This window comes from Streptomyces chartreusis NRRL 3882, from assembly GCF_900236475.1.
GTDB lineage: Bacteria > Actinomycetota > Actinomycetes > Streptomycetales > Streptomycetaceae > Streptomyces > Streptomyces chartreusis_D.
Genome location: NZ_LT963352.1, coordinates 6,815,440 through 6,833,668, shown reverse-complemented (window position 1 = coordinate 6,833,668; position 18,229 = coordinate 6,815,440). Strand labels below are relative to the sequence as shown.

The 18,229-nt window shown below is 70.4% G+C and carries 17 protein-coding genes; 7 read left to right on the top strand and 10 right to left on the bottom strand.

From position 1 onward, the window contains the following. Nucleotides 1-528: 528 nt before the first annotated feature. Nucleotides 529-900: a hypothetical protein gene (locus tag SCNRRL3882_RS30895; RefSeq protein WP_010039649.1), complete on the top strand. Its 372-nt coding sequence runs from the start codon at nucleotides 529-531 to the stop codon at nucleotides 898-900. Nucleotides 901-1,286: 386 nt separating this feature from the next. On the opposite strand, the gene aroQ is transcribed toward SCNRRL3882_RS30895, so the two are convergent. After that, nucleotides 1,287-1,760 carry a type II 3-dehydroquinate dehydratase gene (gene aroQ, locus SCNRRL3882_RS30885; protein ID WP_010039648.1) on the bottom strand — a complete coding sequence of 158 codons (474 nt, stop codon included), beginning with the start codon at nucleotides 1,758-1,760 and terminating at the stop codon, nucleotides 1,287-1,289. 103 nt (nucleotides 1,761-1,863) lie between these two features. Between aroQ and SCNRRL3882_RS30880 the strand changes: the two genes are divergently transcribed. Together SCNRRL3882_RS30880 and SCNRRL3882_RS30875 are read left to right on the top strand one after the other, a co-directional pair. Then, nucleotides 1,864-2,910, top strand: a complete 1,047-nt coding sequence (locus SCNRRL3882_RS30880) for a S66 family peptidase (RefSeq protein ID WP_010039646.1) — start codon at nucleotides 1,864-1,866, stop codon at nucleotides 2,908-2,910. A gap of 94 nt (nucleotides 2,911-3,004) precedes the next feature. Further along, nucleotides 3,005-4,279 carry an MFS transporter gene (locus tag SCNRRL3882_RS30875; RefSeq protein WP_010039644.1) on the top strand — a complete coding sequence of 425 codons (1,275 nt, stop codon included), beginning with the start codon at nucleotides 3,005-3,007 and terminating at the stop codon, nucleotides 4,277-4,279. Between the two features lie 68 nt (nucleotides 4,280-4,347). On the opposite strand, the gene SCNRRL3882_RS30870 is transcribed toward SCNRRL3882_RS30875, so the two are convergent. The 7 genes from SCNRRL3882_RS30870 to SCNRRL3882_RS30840 all read right to left on the bottom strand — a co-directional run bounded on the left by SCNRRL3882_RS30870 (nucleotide 4,348) and on the right by SCNRRL3882_RS30840 (nucleotide 13,042). Continuing rightward, nucleotides 4,348-5,448, bottom strand: a complete 1,101-nt coding sequence (locus tag SCNRRL3882_RS30870) for a calcium:proton antiporter (protein ID WP_010039642.1) — start codon at nucleotides 5,446-5,448, stop codon at nucleotides 4,348-4,350. 72 nt (nucleotides 5,449-5,520) lie between these two features. Next, complete coding sequence (locus tag SCNRRL3882_RS30865) at nucleotides 5,521-5,823, bottom strand: hypothetical protein (protein ID WP_010039640.1); 303 nt, start codon at nucleotides 5,821-5,823, stop codon at nucleotides 5,521-5,523. A gap of 131 nt (nucleotides 5,824-5,954) precedes the next feature. Continuing rightward, nucleotides 5,955-6,956, bottom strand: coding sequence for a TerC/Alx family metal homeostasis membrane protein (locus SCNRRL3882_RS30860; RefSeq protein ID WP_102514883.1), 1,002 nt, complete (start codon nucleotides 6,954-6,956; stop codon nucleotides 5,955-5,957). 223 nt (nucleotides 6,957-7,179) lie between these two features. After that, nucleotides 7,180-9,195 (bottom strand): TerD family protein, encoded by a 2,016-nt coding sequence (locus SCNRRL3882_RS30855; RefSeq protein ID WP_010039635.1) that lies wholly within the window; start codon nucleotides 9,193-9,195, stop codon nucleotides 7,180-7,182. Between the two features lie 77 nt (nucleotides 9,196-9,272). Next, nucleotides 9,273-9,851 (bottom strand): TerD family protein, encoded by a 579-nt coding sequence (locus tag SCNRRL3882_RS30850; protein WP_010039633.1) that lies wholly within the window; start codon nucleotides 9,849-9,851, stop codon nucleotides 9,273-9,275. 139 nt (nucleotides 9,852-9,990) lie between these two features. Continuing rightward, nucleotides 9,991-12,135, bottom strand: coding sequence for an excinuclease ABC subunit UvrB (uvrB, locus tag SCNRRL3882_RS30845; RefSeq protein ID WP_010039630.1), 2,145 nt, complete (start codon nucleotides 12,133-12,135; stop codon nucleotides 9,991-9,993). A gap of 40 nt (nucleotides 12,136-12,175) precedes the next feature. Continuing rightward, nucleotides 12,176-13,042 carry an MHYT domain-containing protein gene (locus SCNRRL3882_RS30840; protein ID WP_010039628.1) on the bottom strand — a complete coding sequence of 289 codons (867 nt, stop codon included), beginning with the start codon at nucleotides 13,040-13,042 and terminating at the stop codon, nucleotides 12,176-12,178. A 287-nt stretch (nucleotides 13,043-13,329) separates the two neighbouring features. Here SCNRRL3882_RS30840 and SCNRRL3882_RS30835 point away from each other — a divergent pair, with 287 nt between their 5' ends. Both SCNRRL3882_RS30835 and SCNRRL3882_RS30830 read left to right on the top strand, forming a co-directional pair. Further along, on the top strand, nucleotides 13,330-14,199 hold the full coding sequence (locus tag SCNRRL3882_RS30835) for a glycerophosphodiester phosphodiesterase (RefSeq protein ID WP_010039627.1): 870 nt from the start codon (nucleotides 13,330-13,332) through the stop codon (nucleotides 14,197-14,199). Nucleotides 14,200-14,272: 73 nt separating this feature from the next. Next, the gene (locus SCNRRL3882_RS30830) at nucleotides 14,273-14,827 is read left to right on the top strand and encodes a methylated-DNA--[protein]-cysteine S-methyltransferase (protein WP_029181148.1); all 555 of its coding nucleotides are present in this window, start codon (nucleotides 14,273-14,275) and stop codon (nucleotides 14,825-14,827) included. A gap of 12 nt (nucleotides 14,828-14,839) precedes the next feature. Here SCNRRL3882_RS30830 and SCNRRL3882_RS30825 read toward each other — a convergent pair whose 3' ends face one another. After that, nucleotides 14,840-15,268 carry a VOC family protein gene (locus SCNRRL3882_RS30825; RefSeq protein ID WP_029181147.1) on the bottom strand — a complete coding sequence of 143 codons (429 nt, stop codon included), beginning with the start codon at nucleotides 15,266-15,268 and terminating at the stop codon, nucleotides 14,840-14,842. A gap of 99 nt (nucleotides 15,269-15,367) precedes the next feature. Between SCNRRL3882_RS30825 and SCNRRL3882_RS30820 the strand changes: the two genes are divergently transcribed. Then, nucleotides 15,368-16,276, top strand: coding sequence for a pseudouridine-5'-phosphate glycosidase (locus SCNRRL3882_RS30820; protein ID WP_010039622.1), 909 nt, complete (start codon nucleotides 15,368-15,370; stop codon nucleotides 16,274-16,276). Then, nucleotides 16,273-17,232 carry a carbohydrate kinase family protein gene (locus tag SCNRRL3882_RS30815; RefSeq protein ID WP_050810230.1) on the top strand — a complete coding sequence of 320 codons (960 nt, stop codon included), beginning with the start codon at nucleotides 16,273-16,275 and terminating at the stop codon, nucleotides 17,230-17,232. Before SCNRRL3882_RS30820 ends, SCNRRL3882_RS30815 begins: the two co-directional genes overlap by 4 nt. Before the next feature lie 24 nt (nucleotides 17,233-17,256). On the opposite strand, the gene SCNRRL3882_RS30810 is transcribed toward SCNRRL3882_RS30815, so the two are convergent. Beyond that, nucleotides 17,257-18,051, bottom strand: coding sequence for a class I SAM-dependent methyltransferase (locus SCNRRL3882_RS30810; protein WP_010039617.1), 795 nt, complete (start codon nucleotides 18,049-18,051; stop codon nucleotides 17,257-17,259). Nucleotides 18,052-18,229: the final 178 nt, after the last annotated feature.

Here is an 18,229-nt window from a genome sequence, read left to right as displayed (position 1 = left end):
GACCGGGAATTCGCGCTGCCCCGGAAGGAGTGGAGAGGGCAGCCTACTGTCTTGATCCTGACCGGCGGAGGCGAACGAAAACAGCCTTTCCTTCGATTTCGCCCAATCGAGGGAGCGCGATTTTCCGGGGGAAATGAGCGCCCAGCGCACGTCGGTCTCACGAGGGGTGGTACGCCGCCATCCCGGGGCTTCGGGGCAGGTGTACGGCTGCACTTCATCGCGAACGGAACCGACTCCCCGAAACACTTACAAGTGCTATTTGATTATCGCCTGGCGGGTCCGGCCGGGGGAAGCAGTCAGCATCAGTGAAAAACAAGCGGAACCAGTCACCCTGAGGCATCAAATGACAGCCTGCGCCAAAAAAACTGTCATTTTAGGTGGAATGGATTTGCGGTTGCGCACCAGGGGATGAAATCAACGAATCCCCAAAATCGACAGGAGAACGGAGGACATCCAATGGCGAGGATCACCAAAATCGAGGCGCTTGTCCGCACTGCCGACGTATCACATGCCGGTACACAGGGATGGGTGTATCTGGGCATCGCCGGCCGTGAGTTCATGCTCGATGCCACCGGAACCGCGAGCGGCACCCGCACCGGTGACAACTGGACCTTCGTGCTCGGTGAGGACGCCAACGTCGAAAATCCCGCCTACAACGACCCGCGAAGGCCGCAGCTCGACACCGACGACCTCGACCGCTACCCCGCCTACCTGAGGTTCGAGCCCGTGGGCCCCGACCCCGCGTGGTGTCTGGAACGCGTCGTCGTCAACGTCAACCCCGACACCGATCACCCCCACACCTTCGACAACCCGAACCTCGCCGACTTCGGGGAGGACCGGCGCCTGTGGCTGGGGCAGGAGTACGGCAAACTCCTCTACCTCAAGCGGTACGACGGCTGACGGACCTGTTCGATCTGGACGACACCCCCATAGATCATCAAGCAGCTTTTCACGCGTGGGCGGAGGAGTTTGCCGGTCTGGCTGAGCCAGTCGGCCTGCTCTGGAGTCAGTACCGTCGCAGGATCCCGGAGCTTGCCACGTGCCGCCCGGAAGGTCTGGACGCGTTGGAACAACTCCGTGGCGGTGGTTGGCGGATCGGTATCGTCACCAACGGGATGGCTGGAGGGCTGGCCGCCGGACTGCGAACGGTCTGGATCAACCCGTCACAACGCGCCGTACCACCTGATCACTGTGGTCCAGAGCTCACTGTTGCCGCTGTGGCCGAAGCAGTTCAGCACCTGCTGTCGGCTGATTGAGGGGCGGCGTGGTGCTGGAACGGGAAAGGCTCACGCGTCGGCGTGCCCCGACCCGGCCAGCGCCGCGACCCGCTCCACGCCGAAGACGTACCCCTGCACCCCGCACCCCGCGATGACCCCGTCGGCGCGCAGCGAGACGTACGAGTGCTGCCGGAACGACTCGCGCTTGTGGATGTTGGAGATGTGGACCTCCAGCACCGGCATGCCGTCACACGTGTTGAGGGCGTCCAGGATGGCGACGGAGGTGTGCGAGTAGGCGCCCGGGTTGATCACGATGCCGCAGTGGTTCAGCCGCGCCTCGTGGATCCAGTCCACCAGCTCGCCCTCGTGGTTGGACTGGCGGAAGTCGACCGTGCCGCCGTGCGCGGCCGCCGCCTTGGCGCACAGGGCCTCGACGTCGGCGAGGGTCTCGGAGCCGTAGATCTCCGGCTGACGCTGGCCGAGCAGGTTCAGGTTGGGGCCGTTGAGGATCATGATCGGGGCGTTGGCCAGGGTGCGGGGCACGGTTCCTCCGGTCCGTTCGCGGTCGGGCGGCCCGGGGCGGACCGCTGCTCGGACCCGGTTTATCACGGTGCGCCGACGGACCGCCGGGCCGTAGCCTCCCGGCATGACGAGCCTCTCCTACCCGCCCAAGCCGTCACCCGGTGACCGCATCGCCGTGCTCTCGCCCTCCTCGGGCCTGCCGGGGCTCTTCCCGCTCCCCTACGAGCTGGGCCTGGAACGGCTGCGCAAGGAGTACGGGCTGGAGCCGGTCGAGTACCCGGCGACCCGCACGATGGGCTCCACGCCGCAGGAGCGGGCCGACGACATCCACGCGGCCTTCGCCGACCCGGACATCAAGGCGGTCATCGCGTCGATCGGCGGGGACGACCAGATCACCGTGCTGCCGTACCTGGACAGGGAGTTGATCCAGGCGAATCCGAAGCCGTTCTTCGGGATGAGCGACAACACGAACCTGCTCACCTACCTCCACAACAGCGGCATCGTCTGCTTCCACGGCGGGAGCGTCATGTGCGAGCTGGGGCGCCCCGGAGCCATGCACCCGCAGACCGCCGAGTCCCTGCGCGCCGCGTTGTTCACCTCGGGCCCCTACGAGCTGCGGCCCGCCGAGCGGTGGCGTGACATCGACCGGGACTGGGCGGACCCGGCGACCTTCGACGCGGAGCCGCAGACCCGGCCCGGGACCGGCTGGACCTGGGTCAACGCCGACCGCGTGATCGAGGGCCGCAGTTGGGGCGGATGCCTGGAGATCCTCGGCTGGCTGCTGATGGCCGACCGGGAGATCGCACACGATCTGTCGGTGTACGACGGTGGCGTGCTGCTCCTGGAGACCTCCGAGGACATGCCGAGCGCCACGGAGGTCTTCCGCACCCTGCGGAACATGGGCGAGCGCGGACTGCTGCGGCGCTTCTCCGCCCTGCTGATGGGCCGCCCGAAGACCTGGTCCTTCGAGCACCCCAACAGCCCTCAGGAGGCCACTGGTTACGCGTCCGACCAGCGTGAGGCCGTGCTGCGCGCCATGCGTACCTATGCCCCCGACGCCACGATCGTCTTCGACGTGGACTTCGGGCACACCGATCCGCAGCTGGTGATCCCGTACGGCGGCACCGTGCGCGTGGACGGACCGGCCCGGCGCATCACGGTCACGTACTGAGGGCCCCAGCGGCCTCCGCGCGCCCCCGTAACCCGGCGTCACGGTGGGTAGTTGACGCGGCATGCACGACGTACGCACCGTAAGGGCACCTTCCATGCCGCGCCTCGCGGCCGCATCGCTCGCCGGCACCGCCATCGAGTTCTACGACTTCTTCGTCTACGGCACCGCGGCGGCCCTGATCCTGGGGCCGCTGTTCTTCCCGACCTTCTCGCCGGTGGCGGGGACGCTGGCCGCCTTCGCCACCTTCGGCGTGGGCTTCATCGCGCGGCCGCTGGGGTCGGTGCTGTTCGGGCACATCGGGGACCGGCACGGGCGGCGGCCGGTCCTCGTCGCCTCCCTCCTGCTGACCGGTGCCTCCACGGTCGCGGTCGGCTGCGTGCCGACGTACGAGACGATCGGCGTGGTCGCTCCGCTGCTGCTGCTGGTGCTGCGTTTCCTCCAGGGGCTGGGGCTCGGCGGGGAGTGGGGCGGGGCCGTGCTGCTGACGGTGGAGCACGCCCCGGCCGGGCGGCGCGGGCTGTGGTCGAGCTTCCCGCAGGTCGGGCCCGCGCTGGGGTTCCTGCTCGCCAACGGCGTGGTGCTGGGGCTGTCGGCGACGCTGTCCGAGGCGCAGTTCGCCTCATGGGGGTGGCGGGTGCCGTTCTGGGCGGCAGGGGTGCTGGCCGTCGTGGGGCTGTGGCTGCGTTCGTCGCTCGCCGAGAGCCCCAGCTTCCTCGAGATCGACGACCACGCGCGCGTGCCGCTCGTCGAGGTCCTGCGCGACCACTGGCGGCTCCTGCTGCTGACCGGCGGTGCACTCGCGATCGGATATGCGATCTTCTACACCGTGACGACCTGGTCACTCGCCTACGGGACGGAACGGCTCGGGGTGAGCCGCAGCGTCATGCTGACCTGCATCATGGGCGCGGTGGTCGTGAAGGGCGCGCTCACGCCGCTGGTGGCGCTGCTCGGAGACCGGTACGGCCGACGTCCCCTGTGCCTGGCCGGATGCGCGGCCGCCGCCCTCTGGATGTTCCCGATGGTCGCGCTCCTCGCCACCGGCGCGCCGCTGCCGATGTTCCTCGGGTTCCTCGGTGCGATGCTCGCGTTCATCACGATGTTCGCCGTGATCGCCGCGTATCTGCCGGAGCTGTACGAGCCGCGGGTGCGCTGCACGGGCGCCGCGGTCGGCTACAACCTCGGCGGGGTCATCGGGGGCGCGCTCACGCCGATCGTGGCGACGGCGCTGGCCGAGCAGGGCGGGCGGGTGCCCTGGGGCGTGGCCGCGTATCTGACGGCGATCGCGCTGCTCAGCCTGGGGTGCTTCGCGCTGCTGCCGGAGACGCGTCCGGTGCCGGTGACGGCGGCCGCGGAGCCGGCTTCGGGATGACCTTTGCTGTGATGCGCGTAAACGCTTGCGTGAGCGTTCACGCGTTTTCGCGCGCCCACGGCGAGCGTCTACGGGTTGATCGCAAGCTCCAGATACGCCGCGAACAGCACCAGATGGACCCCGCCCTGGAGCGGCGTGGCCCGGCCCGGTACCACGGTCAGCGAGGCCACCACCACGGTCAGGGCGAGCAGCACCATGTGCGTGGCGCCGAGGCCGAGCACCAGCGGGCCGGACAGCCAGACCGAGGCGAGCGCGACCGCTGGGATGGTCAGGCCGATGCTGGCCATGGCCGAGCCGAGGGCGAGGTTCAGGCTGGTCTGCACACGGTCGCGGCGGGCTGAGCGCAGCGCGGCGATGGTCTCCGGGAGCAGCACCAGCAGCGCGATGATCACACCCACGACGGCGTGGTGCAGCCCGGCGGCCTCCACCCCGGACTCGATGGTGGGCGACACCCCTTTGGCCAGGCCGACCACCCCGACCAGAGCCAGGCCGAGCAGCCCCAGGCTGATCAGGGCCGTACGGGCGGACGGCACCGCCGCGTGCTCCTCCGCGCTGATCACCTCGCCCTGCCGGGTGATCGGCAGGAAGTAGTCCCGGTGCCGTACGGTCTGCGTCGCGACGAACAGTCCGTACAGGACCAGTGACGAGAGCGCGGCGAAGGTCAGCTGGACGGTGGAGAATTCAGGGCCCGGCTTGCTCGTGGTGAACGTCGGCAGGACCAGGCTGAGCGTGGCCAGGGTGGCGACGGTCGCGAGTGCGGCGCCGGTGCCCTCGGGGTTGAAGACGGCCGTACCGTGCCGCAGGGAGGCGACCAGGAGGCAGATGCCGACGATGCCGTTGCAGGTGATCATCACGGCTGCGAAGACCGTGTCGCGGGCCAGTGTCGAGCTCTTGCCCCCGCCGTCGGCCATCAGGGTGACGATGAGGGCGACCTCGATGATCGTGACAGCCACGGCGAGGACGAGGCTGCCGAACGGTTCGCCGACCCGGTGCGCCACCACCTCGGCGTGGTGCACGGCGGCCAGGACGGCTCCCGCGAGGACCAGGGTCACCAGCGCGACGACCGCGGCCGGCAGATCGCGCCCCCAGGTGAAGATCAGCAGCACGGCCGCGAGCAGGGGCACCAGGGTCGTCCACTGTGCCGTGAGCGGCCTGCGCCGAGCGATCATGCAGTGATCGTCGCAGACGTGAAGGGGCCCCGCACCCCGGTCGTGCGGAGCCTCTTCGCGCGTGCCGCGGGGCTATGCGAGTTCGCGCTCGGCCACGAGGTCGCAGTTGGTGTAGACCCGCTCGCCGATGCAGAGCGCACCCAGTTGCTCGGCCATCCTGCTGGTCTCGGGGTCGTCGCTGTTGCGCATGGCCTCCTCGTAGGAATCGAACTCGATCAGCGCCAGATAGCGGCGCGGATTGTCGCGGTCCTTGAGGAGCATCCGCTGTGTGGGGCCGCCCGGCCGCCCGGCGAAGCGCTTCGCTGCCTCGTCGAGCACCTGCTCCATCTCGTCCAAGCGCTCGGTCTCGAAGTCGATGATCTGTACGAACTTCACGGCACCTCCAGCCGGCCACGGCGTTCCCCAGGCCGGGAAACGCGCTCAAGGAACAAGCAAGCACCGGGACCGGCGGTCGGCAATTCGCCGACCACCGGTCCCGGTGATGGTTGTTCCTACGTCCGACGTGGTCAGACGTCGATGCTGTCCTTCGGAGCGCCTCCGCTCTGCGCCTGCGCCGCCTCGGCCGCCGCCTGCTTCTTCGAAGCCCGCAGACTGGTGATCGTGGTGACGATCAGGACGGAGCAGATCACGCCGAGCGAGACCGGAATGCTGATCTCGGGCACGTGCACCCCGGACTCGTGCAGCGCGTGCAGCACCAGCTTCACGCCGATGAAGCCGAGGATGATCGACAGGCCGTAGCTGAGGTGGACCAGCCTCTTCAGCAGGCCGCCGATGAGGAAGTACAGCTGGCGCAGGCCCATCAGGGCGAACGCGTTGGCCGTGAAGACGATGTACGGGTCCTGCGTCAGGCCGAAGATCGCGGGGATGGAGTCGAGCGCGAACAGCACGTCCGTAGAGCCGATCGCGAGCATCACGACCAGCATCGGGGTCATGACCCGCTTGCCGTTCTCCTGGATCCACAGCTTGGTGCCGTGGTAGCGGTCGGCCACACCGAAGCGGCGCTCGGCGGCCTTGAGCAGCTTGTTCTCCTCGAACTCCTCGTCCTCCTCGTCCGCCCGGGCCTCCTGGATGAGCTTCCAGGCGGTCCAGATGAGGAAGGCGCCGAAGATGTAGAACACCCACGAGAAGCTGGCGATGATCGCCGCGCCGGCGGCGATGAAGACGGCCCGAAGGACCAGGGCTATGAGGACACCGATCAGGAGTACCCGCTGCTGGTACTGCGAGGGAACCGCGAACTTCGCCATGATCAGGACGAAGACGAAGAGGTTGTCGACGCTCAGCGACTTCTCGGTGATGAAGCCCGCGAAGAACTCGCCGGCGGGCTGGCCTCCGCCGAACACCAGCAGGCCGAGTCCGAAGAGCGCGGCGAGGACGATCCAGACGACCGTCCAGATCCCGGCTTCCTTGATCGATACGTCGTGCGGCTTGCGGCCGATGAAGAAGTCGACCGCGATCAGGGCGGCGAGCCCCACGATGGTCAGGACCCATAGGGTCACGGAAACATCCACTGCGCCTCCGGCAGTCGTAACGGCAAATGTCAGCGTCGTCGCTGCCGGAGGTCTCTTCCACCCAGGGATGGGCCGACGCCCCGGGATCTGGCCTGATCCGTATTGACGGGTACGCCGCAGCAGACAGGGAGTACTCCCCTCCGTGCCGTCAACAGTACCCCAATCACCAAGAACAGGTAAAGCGATTGGCAAAAGAAAGGCCAAAATCCCTGGTCAGGGCACTTTACGCATACTTGATGCGGGCTGCCGCGACCTGGGTGAGCACCTGCTGGAGGACCTGGCTGCCCGGCGGCACGAGTGAGGGCTCGTACGTCCAGGCATGACCGACCCACGGGTCGGCAAGGTGATCGTCGGGCACGGGGGTCAGTCGCAGCAGCGAACGCCACAGGGGGTCGAGCAAAGGCCCGTATCCGGACGACTCCTCGCGGTCGGCGACCATCATCAGATGGACACCGAAGGCGGGGCCCTCGTCGGCGAGGTAGCGCAGCTGGTTCACGGCGCGGTCGTCGAAGCCGTGCGGGAAGTCGTTGACGATCAGCAGCTGCTGGGAGGTGTCGAAGCCCGGCGGGAGGGAGTCGGCGGCCCCTCCCCGTACTGCCATCTGCACCAGGTCGACCCGCTGGGTGAGCCGGCTCAGCACGTCGGCCACCCCTGCGGCGCCGAGCGCGGGCGGAGCCGCGAGCACACCGGTCTGCACGAGGGGCGCGAGCGGCTGCGCGCCCGAGCCGGCCGGGTCGATGACGTGGACGGTGAACTCCCCCGCCGGGTAGACGGCGAGCAGCCGGGCCGCGTGCGCGACCGCCGTCTCCAGGGCGAGACGCCCCAGGGCGTGCGAGTCCGCGAACGAACCGTCGGACGATCCGGTCCGGCCGCTGTCGATCCACAGGCCGCGCTCCAGCGGCAGCCGGACCAGCATCGGGATGCGGATCCGGTCGGCTTCGGGGAGATGGAGGTCGCCCAGGCGCAGGGCCATGGGGATCTCCATCGGTACCCGGTAGGCGTGCCAGACGGGGCTGTCCCAGCGGGCGTACGCCGGTGGGAGGGCCGGTTCGACGACCTCGGCCTCGGCCGTGAGCTGGGTGAGGTCCCGGTCGAGGGCCTCGCCGGCCTGGGCGACGAGCTGGTCGTGCCGGGCGCGGGCCGCCTCGCGGGCGGCGTCGCCCTGTCCGCCGATCCGGCTGCGCGGGTCGGAGAGGACTTGCTCCAGCTCCTTGTCCATGCGGGACTCGGCGAAGTCGACGGCGCTGCGATAGGCGGCGGTGCTGCGGGCCAGGTCCTCGAACATGCCCCACACCTGGTTGTAGAGACGCTCGTCCATGGACCATCCGGTCGCGTCGCCCGCGACGGGCTGTGCGGGCTGCCCGGGTGCGGCCGGGGGTGCGGTGGGCGGCGGCGGGGGCGGAGCGGCGTTCTGGCGGCGCGGGTGGCTGTAGTCGATCGAGCCGCCCGCGGGGGGCGTGGACGGCTGGGTGACGGCGTTGGGGTCCGGCGCCGCGCCGGGATACGACGGCGTCTGCGGCGCGGGCTCCCCCGCCCCGCCGGGCGTCTGGCCGCCGTACGGCGACATCGGTGGTGCCTGGCCCGGCTGCGGCAGGGTGCCGCCCTGGTCGGGGCCGAGGGCCGGGGCCGCCGTCTGCCGGGAGCGGTCGCCGTCCGCCGTGCGCGGCGGCGCCTGCACCGAGCGGGCCAGCCCCTGGGCGACCGCGTCGTCGATACTGCCGGCGAGCAGGCGGGCCTGGGGCAGCCCCTGGTCGGTGAGGAGTTCGGCGAGGCCGCCCGCGTAGCCCTGGCCGACGGCGCGCACCTTCCAGGCGCCCTGCCGGCGGTAGAGCTCCAGGGCGACGACCGCCGACTCGGCTTCCAGGCCGGTGATGGTGTAGCTGGCGATCTCGGCGCCGTCGAGGCCGGTGACGGCGACGAACGGGGCGGCCACGGCGCCGAAGCGGGCCGGGCCCGCCCCGGCGGCGGGCAGGGCGAGGAGTACGCCGACACGGTGGACGTCCTCCGGCACGGCGTCCAGATCCACGGCGAGGCGATGGTCGGCGGCGGCCTGCCGGGAGACCTCGAGGCCCGGCTGGGTGGGTGCGCCCGGGTGGGCGACCCACTCCACGCCTCGGATCCGGCCGTTCTCGTCGCTGAGCGCGGCCGCGGCCACGGTCGGCGTGCCGGCCGAGACCCGGATCTCGAGACGGGCCTGGGAGAGCGGGTGGTTCTGCCCCCGCACCAGCTCGGCCGTCATCGCCTTCTCCCCCTGTGTCGTTGTGTGGTGTCGTGTGGCGCTCGCCGACCCGCCCCCCGGGCGGGTCGGTCCGGGCCTCAGAGGACGGGCAGGATCGCCGGCATCAGGTCCTGGAAGGTGCGGCCGTTGGCCGGGTTGCCGAGGGCCGTCATCGTCCAGCCCGGGCCCGAGCGGTGCACCTTGGCCATGATCTGGGCCGTGTACTGGCCGCCGCCGGCCAGGGTGTAGCGGGCGAGCTCCTGGCCGTTGGTCTCGTCGACCAGGCGGCAGAACGCGTTCTGCACCTCCTGGAACGTCTGCCCCGTGAAGGAGTTCACGGTGAAGACGATCTGGTCGATGTGGACCGGGACGCGCGAGAGGTCGACGAGGATCGCCTCGTCGTCGCCGCCCTGGCCGACACCGCCCACGAGGTTGTCACCGGTGTGGCGCACCGAGCCGTCGTCGCTCACCAGATGGCGGAAGAAGACGACGTCGACCGGCTGCTTGTCGGCGAACAGGACGGCCGAGGCGTCGAGGTCGATCTCTCGCGTACGCGAGCCGAACAGGCCGCGCCGGGGAGCCGCCTGCCAGCCGAGACCCATGCGCACCGCAGTCAGGCTGCCACCGTCGTTCTTCTGCAGACTGATGGCCTGACCCTTGGTCATGTTGACGGTCACGCGCTGATTCCCCTCTCGGACGTCCCCTGTTGCCGCGCAGTCGCGGTTGATCAGAACACTACGCAGAGGCACTGACAGTGACGTACCCCCGTCCGCACTTTGTGTCGGTCTTGCAACACTGCGCGTAGGCGGTCCGCTGTCAGGCCAGACCCGCCTCCTTCATCTGGCGCAGTTCCTTCTTCATCTCGGAGACCTCGTCGCGCAGCCGGGCCGCGATCTCGAACTGGAGGTCGGCGGCGGCGGCCCGCATGCGTGCGGTGAGCTCCTCGATCTGCTCGCTGAGTTCGGCCGCGGGGCGGTCGGTCGGCACCGTCTCCTTGGCCTTGCCCTTGCCCTTGGCCGGCTTGGCGCCCTCGGCGCCCCTGCCCAGGGAGGGCACCGGCGCCTTGGTGCCCCCGCCGTCCTTCTTCGCCTTGCGGTAGCCCGAGCCGAGCAGCTGCTCGGTGTCGATGTCCTCGCGGGCGATCTGGGCGACGATGTCGTTGATCTTCTTGCGGAGGGGCTGGGGGTCGATGCCCCGCTCCTCGTTGTACGCGATCTGCTTCTCCCGGCGCCGGTTGGTCTCCTCGATGGCCTTCTCCATCGCCGGGGTGATCTTGTCGGCGTACATGTGGACCTGACCGGAGACGTTGCGCGCGGCGCGGCCGATGGTCTGGATCAGGGAGGTGCCGGAGCGCAGGAAGCCCTCCTTGTCGGCGTCCAGGATCGCCACCAGGGACACCTCGGGCAGGTCGAGGCCCTCTCGGAGGAGGTTGATGCCGACCAGCACGTCGTACTCGCCGGCGCGCAGCTCACGCAGGAGTTCGACGCGGCGCAGGGTGTCGACGTCGCTGTGCAGATAGCGCACCTGGATGCCCAGCTCCAGGAAGTAGTCCGTGAGGTCCTCGGCCATCTTCTTGGTGAGCGTGGTGACCAGGACGCGCTCGTCCTTCTCGGTGCGCTGCCGGATCTCGTGCACCAGGTCGTCGATCTGCCCCTCGGTGGGCTTGACGACGACTTCCGGGTCGACGAGGCCGGTGGGGCGGATGATCTGCTCGACGAATCCGTCCGAGCGGGAGAGCTCGTAGGCGCCCGGGGTGGCCGACAGGTAGACCGTCTGGCCGATGCGCTCCTGGAACTCCTCCCACTTCAGCGGACGGTTGTCCAGGGCGGAGGGCAGCCGGAAGCCGTGGTCGACGAGGGTGCGCTTGCGGGAGGCGTCGCCCTCGTACATGGCGCCGATCTGCGGGACCGTGACGTGCGACTCGTCGATGACGAGGAGGAAGTCGTCCGGGAAGTAGTCCAGCAGGGTGTTGGGCGGGGAGCCGGGCAGGCGGCCGTCGAAGTGCATCGAGTAGTTCTCCACGCCGGAGCAGGAGCCGATCTGGCGGAGCATCTCGATGTCGTACGTGGTGCGCATCCTGAGGCGCTGGGCCTCCAGGAGCTTGCCCTGCTTCTCCAGCTCGGCGAGGCGCTCGCCCAGCTCCTTCTCGATGTCGTTGATGGCCCGCTCCAGGCGCTCGGGCCCTGCGACGTAGTGGGAGGCCGGGAAGACGTACAGCTGCTGGTCGTCGCTGATGATCTCGCCGGTGACCGGGTGCAGCGTGGACAGCGCCTCGATCTCGTCGCCGAACATCTCGATGCGGACGGCCAGCTCCTCGTAGACCGGGAAGATCTCGATGGTGTCGCCGCGGACGCGGAAGGTGCCGCGGGTGAAGGCCATGTCGTTGCGCGTGTACTGGATGTCCACGAAGCGGCGCAGCAGCTCGTCGCGGTCGTGCTCCTCGCCGACGCGGAGGGGGACCATGCGGTCCACGTACTCCTGCGGCGTGCCGAGGCCGTAGATGCAGGAGACCGAGGCGACCACGACGACGTCGCGGCGGGTGAGCAGCGAGTTGGTCGCGGAGTGGCGCAGGCGCTCGACCTCCTCGTTGATCGAGGAGTCCTTCTCGATGTAGGTGTCCGACTGCGGGACGTAGGCCTCGGGCTGGTAGTAGTCGTAGTACGAGACGAAGTACTCGACGGCGTTGTTCGGGAGGAGCTCTCGGAACTCGTTCGCCAGCTGGGCGGCCAGCGTCTTGTTCGGCGCCATCACGAGCGTGGGGCGCTGGAGCTTCTCGATCATCCACGCGGTGGTGGCGGACTTGCCGGTGCCGGTCGCGCCCAGGAGGACGACGTCCTTCTCGCCTGCCTGGATGCGCTGGGCGAGCTCGGCGATGGCCGTCGGCTGGTCACCGCTCGGCTGGTAGGGGCTGACGACCTCGAAGGGCGCCACCGTGCGTTCGATGTGGGAAACGGGCCGCATGGGTTCCACCGTACGACCCCGCACTGACAATGGGTTCTGATCAGCGGTTCTGCGGGGTCCGGGAGCCGCGGTGCTCCACGGTGCGGTGGGGGCGGAGCCGCAGGCGCTGCGGGTTGTGCGCGGTGTGGACGTGGGCGGGGATGCCGGGCCTCTGCTCGACGGGGACGACCGTGGGCTTCCCCATGACCATCAGCGGGTCGAACAGCACCACGACGCCCGCGAGGAGGAGGAAGGCGAGCGGTCCGATCAGCATGGGCGCGAGCAGGGCCGCGGGCGACTCTCCCGCGGTGGGTTCGGCCGTGCCGTGCAGGTGGACGCTGAGGCCGGCCATGCCGGTGTAGTGCATGCCGCTGACGGCGAGGCCCATGACGAGGCTGGCGCCCACGCTCCACAGGAAGCCCCTGACCTGGCCGGCCGCCCACAGGGCGGCGGTGGCGGCGGCCATGGCGATCGCGACGGAGATGCCGACGGTGAGCGTGTCGTACTCCAGCTTCCCGTCCAGGCGCATGCTGGCCATGCCGAGGTAGTGCATCGACGCGATGCCCAGGCCGGTGATGGTGCCGCCGGTGAACAGGGCCGTGCCGCGGGCTCCCCTGTAGCCGACGATGAAGATCCCGATGCCCACCATCACGATCGCGACGGCCAGGCTCGCGAAGGTCATCGGCTTGTCGTAGTGGATGGTGGCCCCCCGGACGGTGAACCCCATCATCGCGATGAAGTGCATGGTCCATATGCCGGAGCCGATGGCGGCCGAGCCGAGGGCGAGCCAGCCGGGGCGCCAGGACTGGGCGACGAGCATGGATCTGGTGGTGCAGCGCAGGCCCAGGGCGCCTCCGAGGCAGGCCATGAGGTAGGCCACCAGGGGTGTGACCAGGCCGTAGCTGAATCCGTCGACCGTGCCCTGCATGCGCGGCTGCCCTTCCCGCCCTTTGCGTCCCGGAATTCCCGATGTGCGCCCCCTCCCAGGACCGCGACAGCGGTCAGGGTTGACGCAGAGAGTATGACCCCCACCGGAATGGTCGAACGACTTTCCGGCAAAGAAACACGCCCTTGCCCCAGTTGTGCGGTACCAGTGAGCGGAGTTGGGTCCTCTCCATTCAACCTGTGGCCATCCTGTACCCCTCTTTCGTTGACCCTCTGCTGTCACAGTTGAGCTGTCTGTGATGCAGTGATCGCTCGACGCGAGGAGTACGTATGCACGCGCGCGCCGTTGCCGCCTCGACCACCGCGCTCCTGGGGACCGCCGCACTCCTGTTCCCCGTCTCCCCGGCGCGGGCCGCCGGCGGCGGTGTGCCGCTGGTCATCGCACACCGGGGGGCTTCCGCGTACGCGCCCGAGAACACGCTGGCCGCCGTGGACAAGGCGGCCGGGCTGGGCATCCGCTGGGTGGAGAACGACGTGCAGCGGACCAGGGACGGTGAGCTCGTCGTCGTCCACGACGACAACCTGCGGCGCACCACCGACGTGGAGGAGGTCTATCCCGGCCGGGCTCCCTGGAAGGTCAAGGACTTCACCGCCGCCGAGATCGCCCGTCTCGACGCGGGCAGCTGGTTCGGCCCCGCGTACGCGGGCGCGCGCGTGCCGACACTGGAGCAGTTCGTGAACCGCGTCGAGCGTCATCACCAGAAGCTTCTTCTGGAGATCAAGAACCCGGAGCTGTATCCGGGCATCGAGCGGCAGACGCTCAAGGTCCTCGGCAACGAGGGCTGGCTGGACCGGTCGCATCTGGCGGGCCGGCTGATCGTGCAGAGCTTCAGCGCGGACAGCGTGCGGACGGTGCACGAGCTGAAGCCCGCCGTGAAGACCGGCGTCCTGGGCACGCCGCCGATGGGGGACCTGCCGGTCTACGCCGGCTTCGCCGACCAGATCAATCCGTCGTACCGCTCGCTCTCCAGGGCGTACGTCTCCGCCGTGCAGGCGTTCACCGGACCGCACGGCAGGCCGCTGGAGGTCCTCACCTGGACGGTCGACGACGCGGCGACGGCCCAGCGGGTGGCCGGGTACGGGGTCGACGGGATCATCACGAACAAGCCAGATGTGGTGCGGGAGGCCGTGGGCGGGTGAGGCGGGCCGGCTGCCGGCGGGCGGTGCGTCCGGCCGGGGCGGCGTTGTCGGTGGTGGGTCGTACGGTGGGCGCATGGACAGCCATGGGCAGGTTGAGCAGCGGGTCGTGTGGGGCGTCGTCGACAGCGGCATCGGCCCGCTGTTGCTGGCGGCGACCCGCGAGGGCCTGGTGAACGTCGTGTTCCACGCCACGGACGCGGTGCGGGACCGGGCGGTCGAGCGGCTGGCGTCACGGCTCGGCACCGAGCCCGCCGAGGCGCCCGGCTCCCCGCTGCTGGCCGAGGCGATACGTCAGGTCGGGGCGTACTTCGCGGGAGAGCGCCGCGACTTCGACCTGCCGCTGGACTGGTCGCTGATCTCCGGCTTCAACCGGGAGGTGCTGCGAGAGCTGGCATCCGGTGTTCCGTACGGCACGGTCGTCGGGTACGGCGATCTGGCCGGGCGGGTCGGCCAGCCGGGCGCCGCCCAGGCCGTGGGCATGGCGATGGGCGCCAACCCGCTGCCGGTGGTGGTGCCCTGTCACCGGGTCGTCGAGAGCGGCGGCGGCATCGGGGGCTTCGGCGGCGGCCTGGAGACCAAGCGGAAGCTGCTGGCCCTCGAAGGGGTGCTGCCCGAGCCGCTGTTCTGAGGCCGGGCCCGGTCAGTCGTAGTGCCGGGCCTCGAAGATGTTGCCGTCCGGGTCGCGGAAGTAGAAGCTGCGCGTGGCCTTGCCCCGGGCCCCGAAGGAGTCGTACGAGAGGTCCGACACCGGTACGGAGCGTTCCTCCAGGCGGCTGAGGAGGGCGTCGAAGTCGCCCCGGGGCAGTGACAGGCAGACGTGGTTGACGGGGTGCCCCGCGCTGTCGGCCGCGCCGGGCAGCATCGTCATGCGTTCCACGAAGGTCAGCGGCATGAGGTCGAGGATGGTCTCGTCGTTGACGCGTACGGAGGGGAACGGCGCCTCACCGGCGGCGAACTCGGTGAGCCTGATCGTCTCCAGGCCGACGGCCTTCTCGTAGAAGTCCGCGGCGGCGACCGGGTCGCGCACCCAGAGGACGACGTGGTCGAGTCGCGGTGTGTTGTCCGTCATGCACTCCAGGCTCGTGACGTCGCCGACAGTCCGCAAGGGTTTGGCCCGGCGCGCCGCCCGCCAGAGATGAGGGAAGACCGACCGACAGGAGGCAGGCGCGTGGTGCTGGTGGTGTCAGAAGAAGTGCGGGAGGCGATCGAGGCGCGTCGGCCCGTGGTGGCCCTGGAGTCCACGATCATCGCCCACGGGCTGCCGCGGCCGCGCAACCTCCAGGTGGCGCTGGAGCTGGAGACGGTGGTGCGGCAGGAGGGCGCGGTGCCCGCGACGATCGCCTTGCTGGACGGGCGGCCCCATGTCGGGCTGGACAAGGAGCAGCTGGAGCGGGTCGCGAACGAGGACGGCATCCGCAAGCTGGGCCACCGCGACCTGCCGCTCGCGACGGCCTCCGGGGCGAGCGGGGCGACCACGGTGTCGGCGACGGCGCTGCTGGCGGCGCTGGCGGGCGTGCGCGTGTTCGCGACGGGTGGGCTCGGCGGCGTGCACCGGGAGTGGACGGTGACGCAGGACGAGTCGGCCGACCTGGGGCTGCTGGCGCGGACGCGGATCACCGTGGTGTGTGCCGGGGTGAAGTCGATCCTGGACGTGCCTGCGACCTTGCAGCGGCTGGAGACGCTGGGTGTCGCGGTGGCCGGCTACGGCACCGACCGGTTCCCCGGCTTCTATCTGTCCGACTCGGGGCATCCGGTGGACTGGACGCTGCGGACGCCGGAACAGGTGGCGGGCGTCATGCGCGCTCAGGACGCGCTCGCCGGGCCGGAATCGGCGCTGATCGTCGCCAACCCGGTCCCCGAGGAGGAGCAGCTCGATCCGGAGCTGCACGCGCGCGTGCTCGCGGACGCGCTGCAGGCGTGCGAGGAGGAGGGAATCACCGGCCAGGCGGTCACGCCGTTCCTGCTCGACCACCTCGTACGGCACACCGACGGCGCCTCCCTGAGCGCCAACCTGGCGGCGGTCCGCGGCAACGTACGCCTGGCGGCGCGGATCGCGGCGGCCTGGGCGCGGGGATGACCGGGGCCGACCACGGTGCGGTGGGCAGAGCGGACTCGGCGGGGGCCTCGGCAGTGGGCAGGGCGCTGCTGGTCGTCGGGGACGTCATCACGGACGTCGTCGCGCGGCATGTGGGGCCGCTCGCTGCCGGTACGGACACGGTTGCCTCGATCCGGACGGTGCCGGGCGGGGCGGGCGCCAACGTGGCGTGCTGGGCCGCACACCGGGGCGCGGCGGAGGTGCGGCTGCTCGGGCGCGTGGGGGCGGACACCGCTGCCTGGCACGAGCGTGAGCTGGTGGCCCGCGGCGTGCGTCCGCGACTCGTCGTCGACCCGCGGGCACCGACCGGCACGGTGATCTGTCTGGTGGACGGGGACGCTTCGGCGGAGCGGACGTTCCTCACCGACAGCGGCGCGTCGCTGCGGCTCGAACCCGCCGACTGGTCGGACGCGCTGCTCGACGGCGTGGCCCGGCTGCACCTGTCGGGCTACCTCCTGTTCTCCGAGCCGAGCCGAGCCCTGGTGGCGGTCGCTCTTAAGGCCGCACGCGCTCGTGGCGTACCGGTGAGTCTGGATCCCGCGTCGGCCGGGTTCCTCGGGGAGCTGGGCGCTGGGAGGTTCCTCGCGCTCGTCGAGGGCGTGGACGTGCTGCTGCCCAGCCGGGACGAGGCGTGTCTGCTGACCGGGCTGACCGACGCGGCCGACGCGGCGGCCGAGCTGAGCCTGCGTGTTCCGCTGGTGGTCGCCAAGCAGGGGCACGAAGGGGCGCTCGTGGCCCGCGGGGGGAAGGTGCGCGCCCGCGTCCCCGCCGTACCGGCGACGCCCCAGGACACCACGGGCGCCGGTGACGCTTTCACCGGCGCGTTCCTCGCCGCCCTGCTCACGGGCGCCCGGCCGGAGGAGGCGGCGGTGGAGGGCTGCCGGGCGGGTGCGAGGGCGGTGGAACGGGTGGGCGGCAGACCACCCCCGCCCGGCTGACGTCCGGCGCCCCGCACACCCTGGCTACTGCTTGCGCCCCCACGCCGAGATCATCGGGGCCGTCGTCAGATCGAGGGCGCCGGAGGTGACGTTCGCGAGATGCCGGTCGATGTCCTGGTCGGTGGCGAGGCCGGCGGTGACGAGCTGGTCGCGGATCTGACGGATCGTCACCGACTCCAGGGCGGCGCAGGCCGGCGAGGCGACGGGGAAGTAGGCGTCGGCGTGCACCCGGGTCAGGCCGGCCTCCCGGAGCAGCCGCGGGAGGACGCGGCCGCAGGGGAGTTCGGTCCCGCGGTCGGCGAGCAGTCTGCGGAAGCCGTGCCGCAGCCGGTTGGCGAGCTGCTGCTCGGGGCCGTACTCGTCGGGGCAGAGCAGCGGCTGAAGGGCGGGGTCGGCGTCCTCGACGAGCATGCGCCCGCCGGGGCGCAGCGCCTGGACCATGGACCGCAACGCCCCTGCCCGGTCGGCCACGTGGACGAGGGCGAGACGGGCGTGCACCAGGTCGAAGCCCTCTCCCGGCGGCTCCTCGGCGCCGAGGTCGTGCACGCGCACCTCGACGGGCGGCCGGGCGGCGGGGGCGAGCCGTGAGGTGTCGGTGCCGGTGGCGACGACGTGTCCGGTCCGGCCGACCTTCTTCGCCAGCCAGGACACCACGGAGGTGCCGCCGGCTCCGACCTCCCAGCACCGCCAGCCGGAGCCGACGCCGAGTGCTTCGAGATGCCGGAACGTCGTGGGGTCGAAGAGGGCGGCGAAGGCGCCGAAGTGCTCTGCCGCCTCGGTCTGCCGGTTGTCCAGGAGGTACCCGTCGGTTCGCGTCATGCCGCGATCATCCCAGTTGTCCGACTTATCCGTGATGGTCGACGCTCCGATCATGATGGTCGACGCTCCGACACGGGGAGTCGACGCCTTCGTCCACAGCCGGGAACAAAGCGGAACGAGCCGTTTCCACAGGCTTACCCGCAGCTCACGCCGGCCTGGCAGACTGACGCGCCAAGGC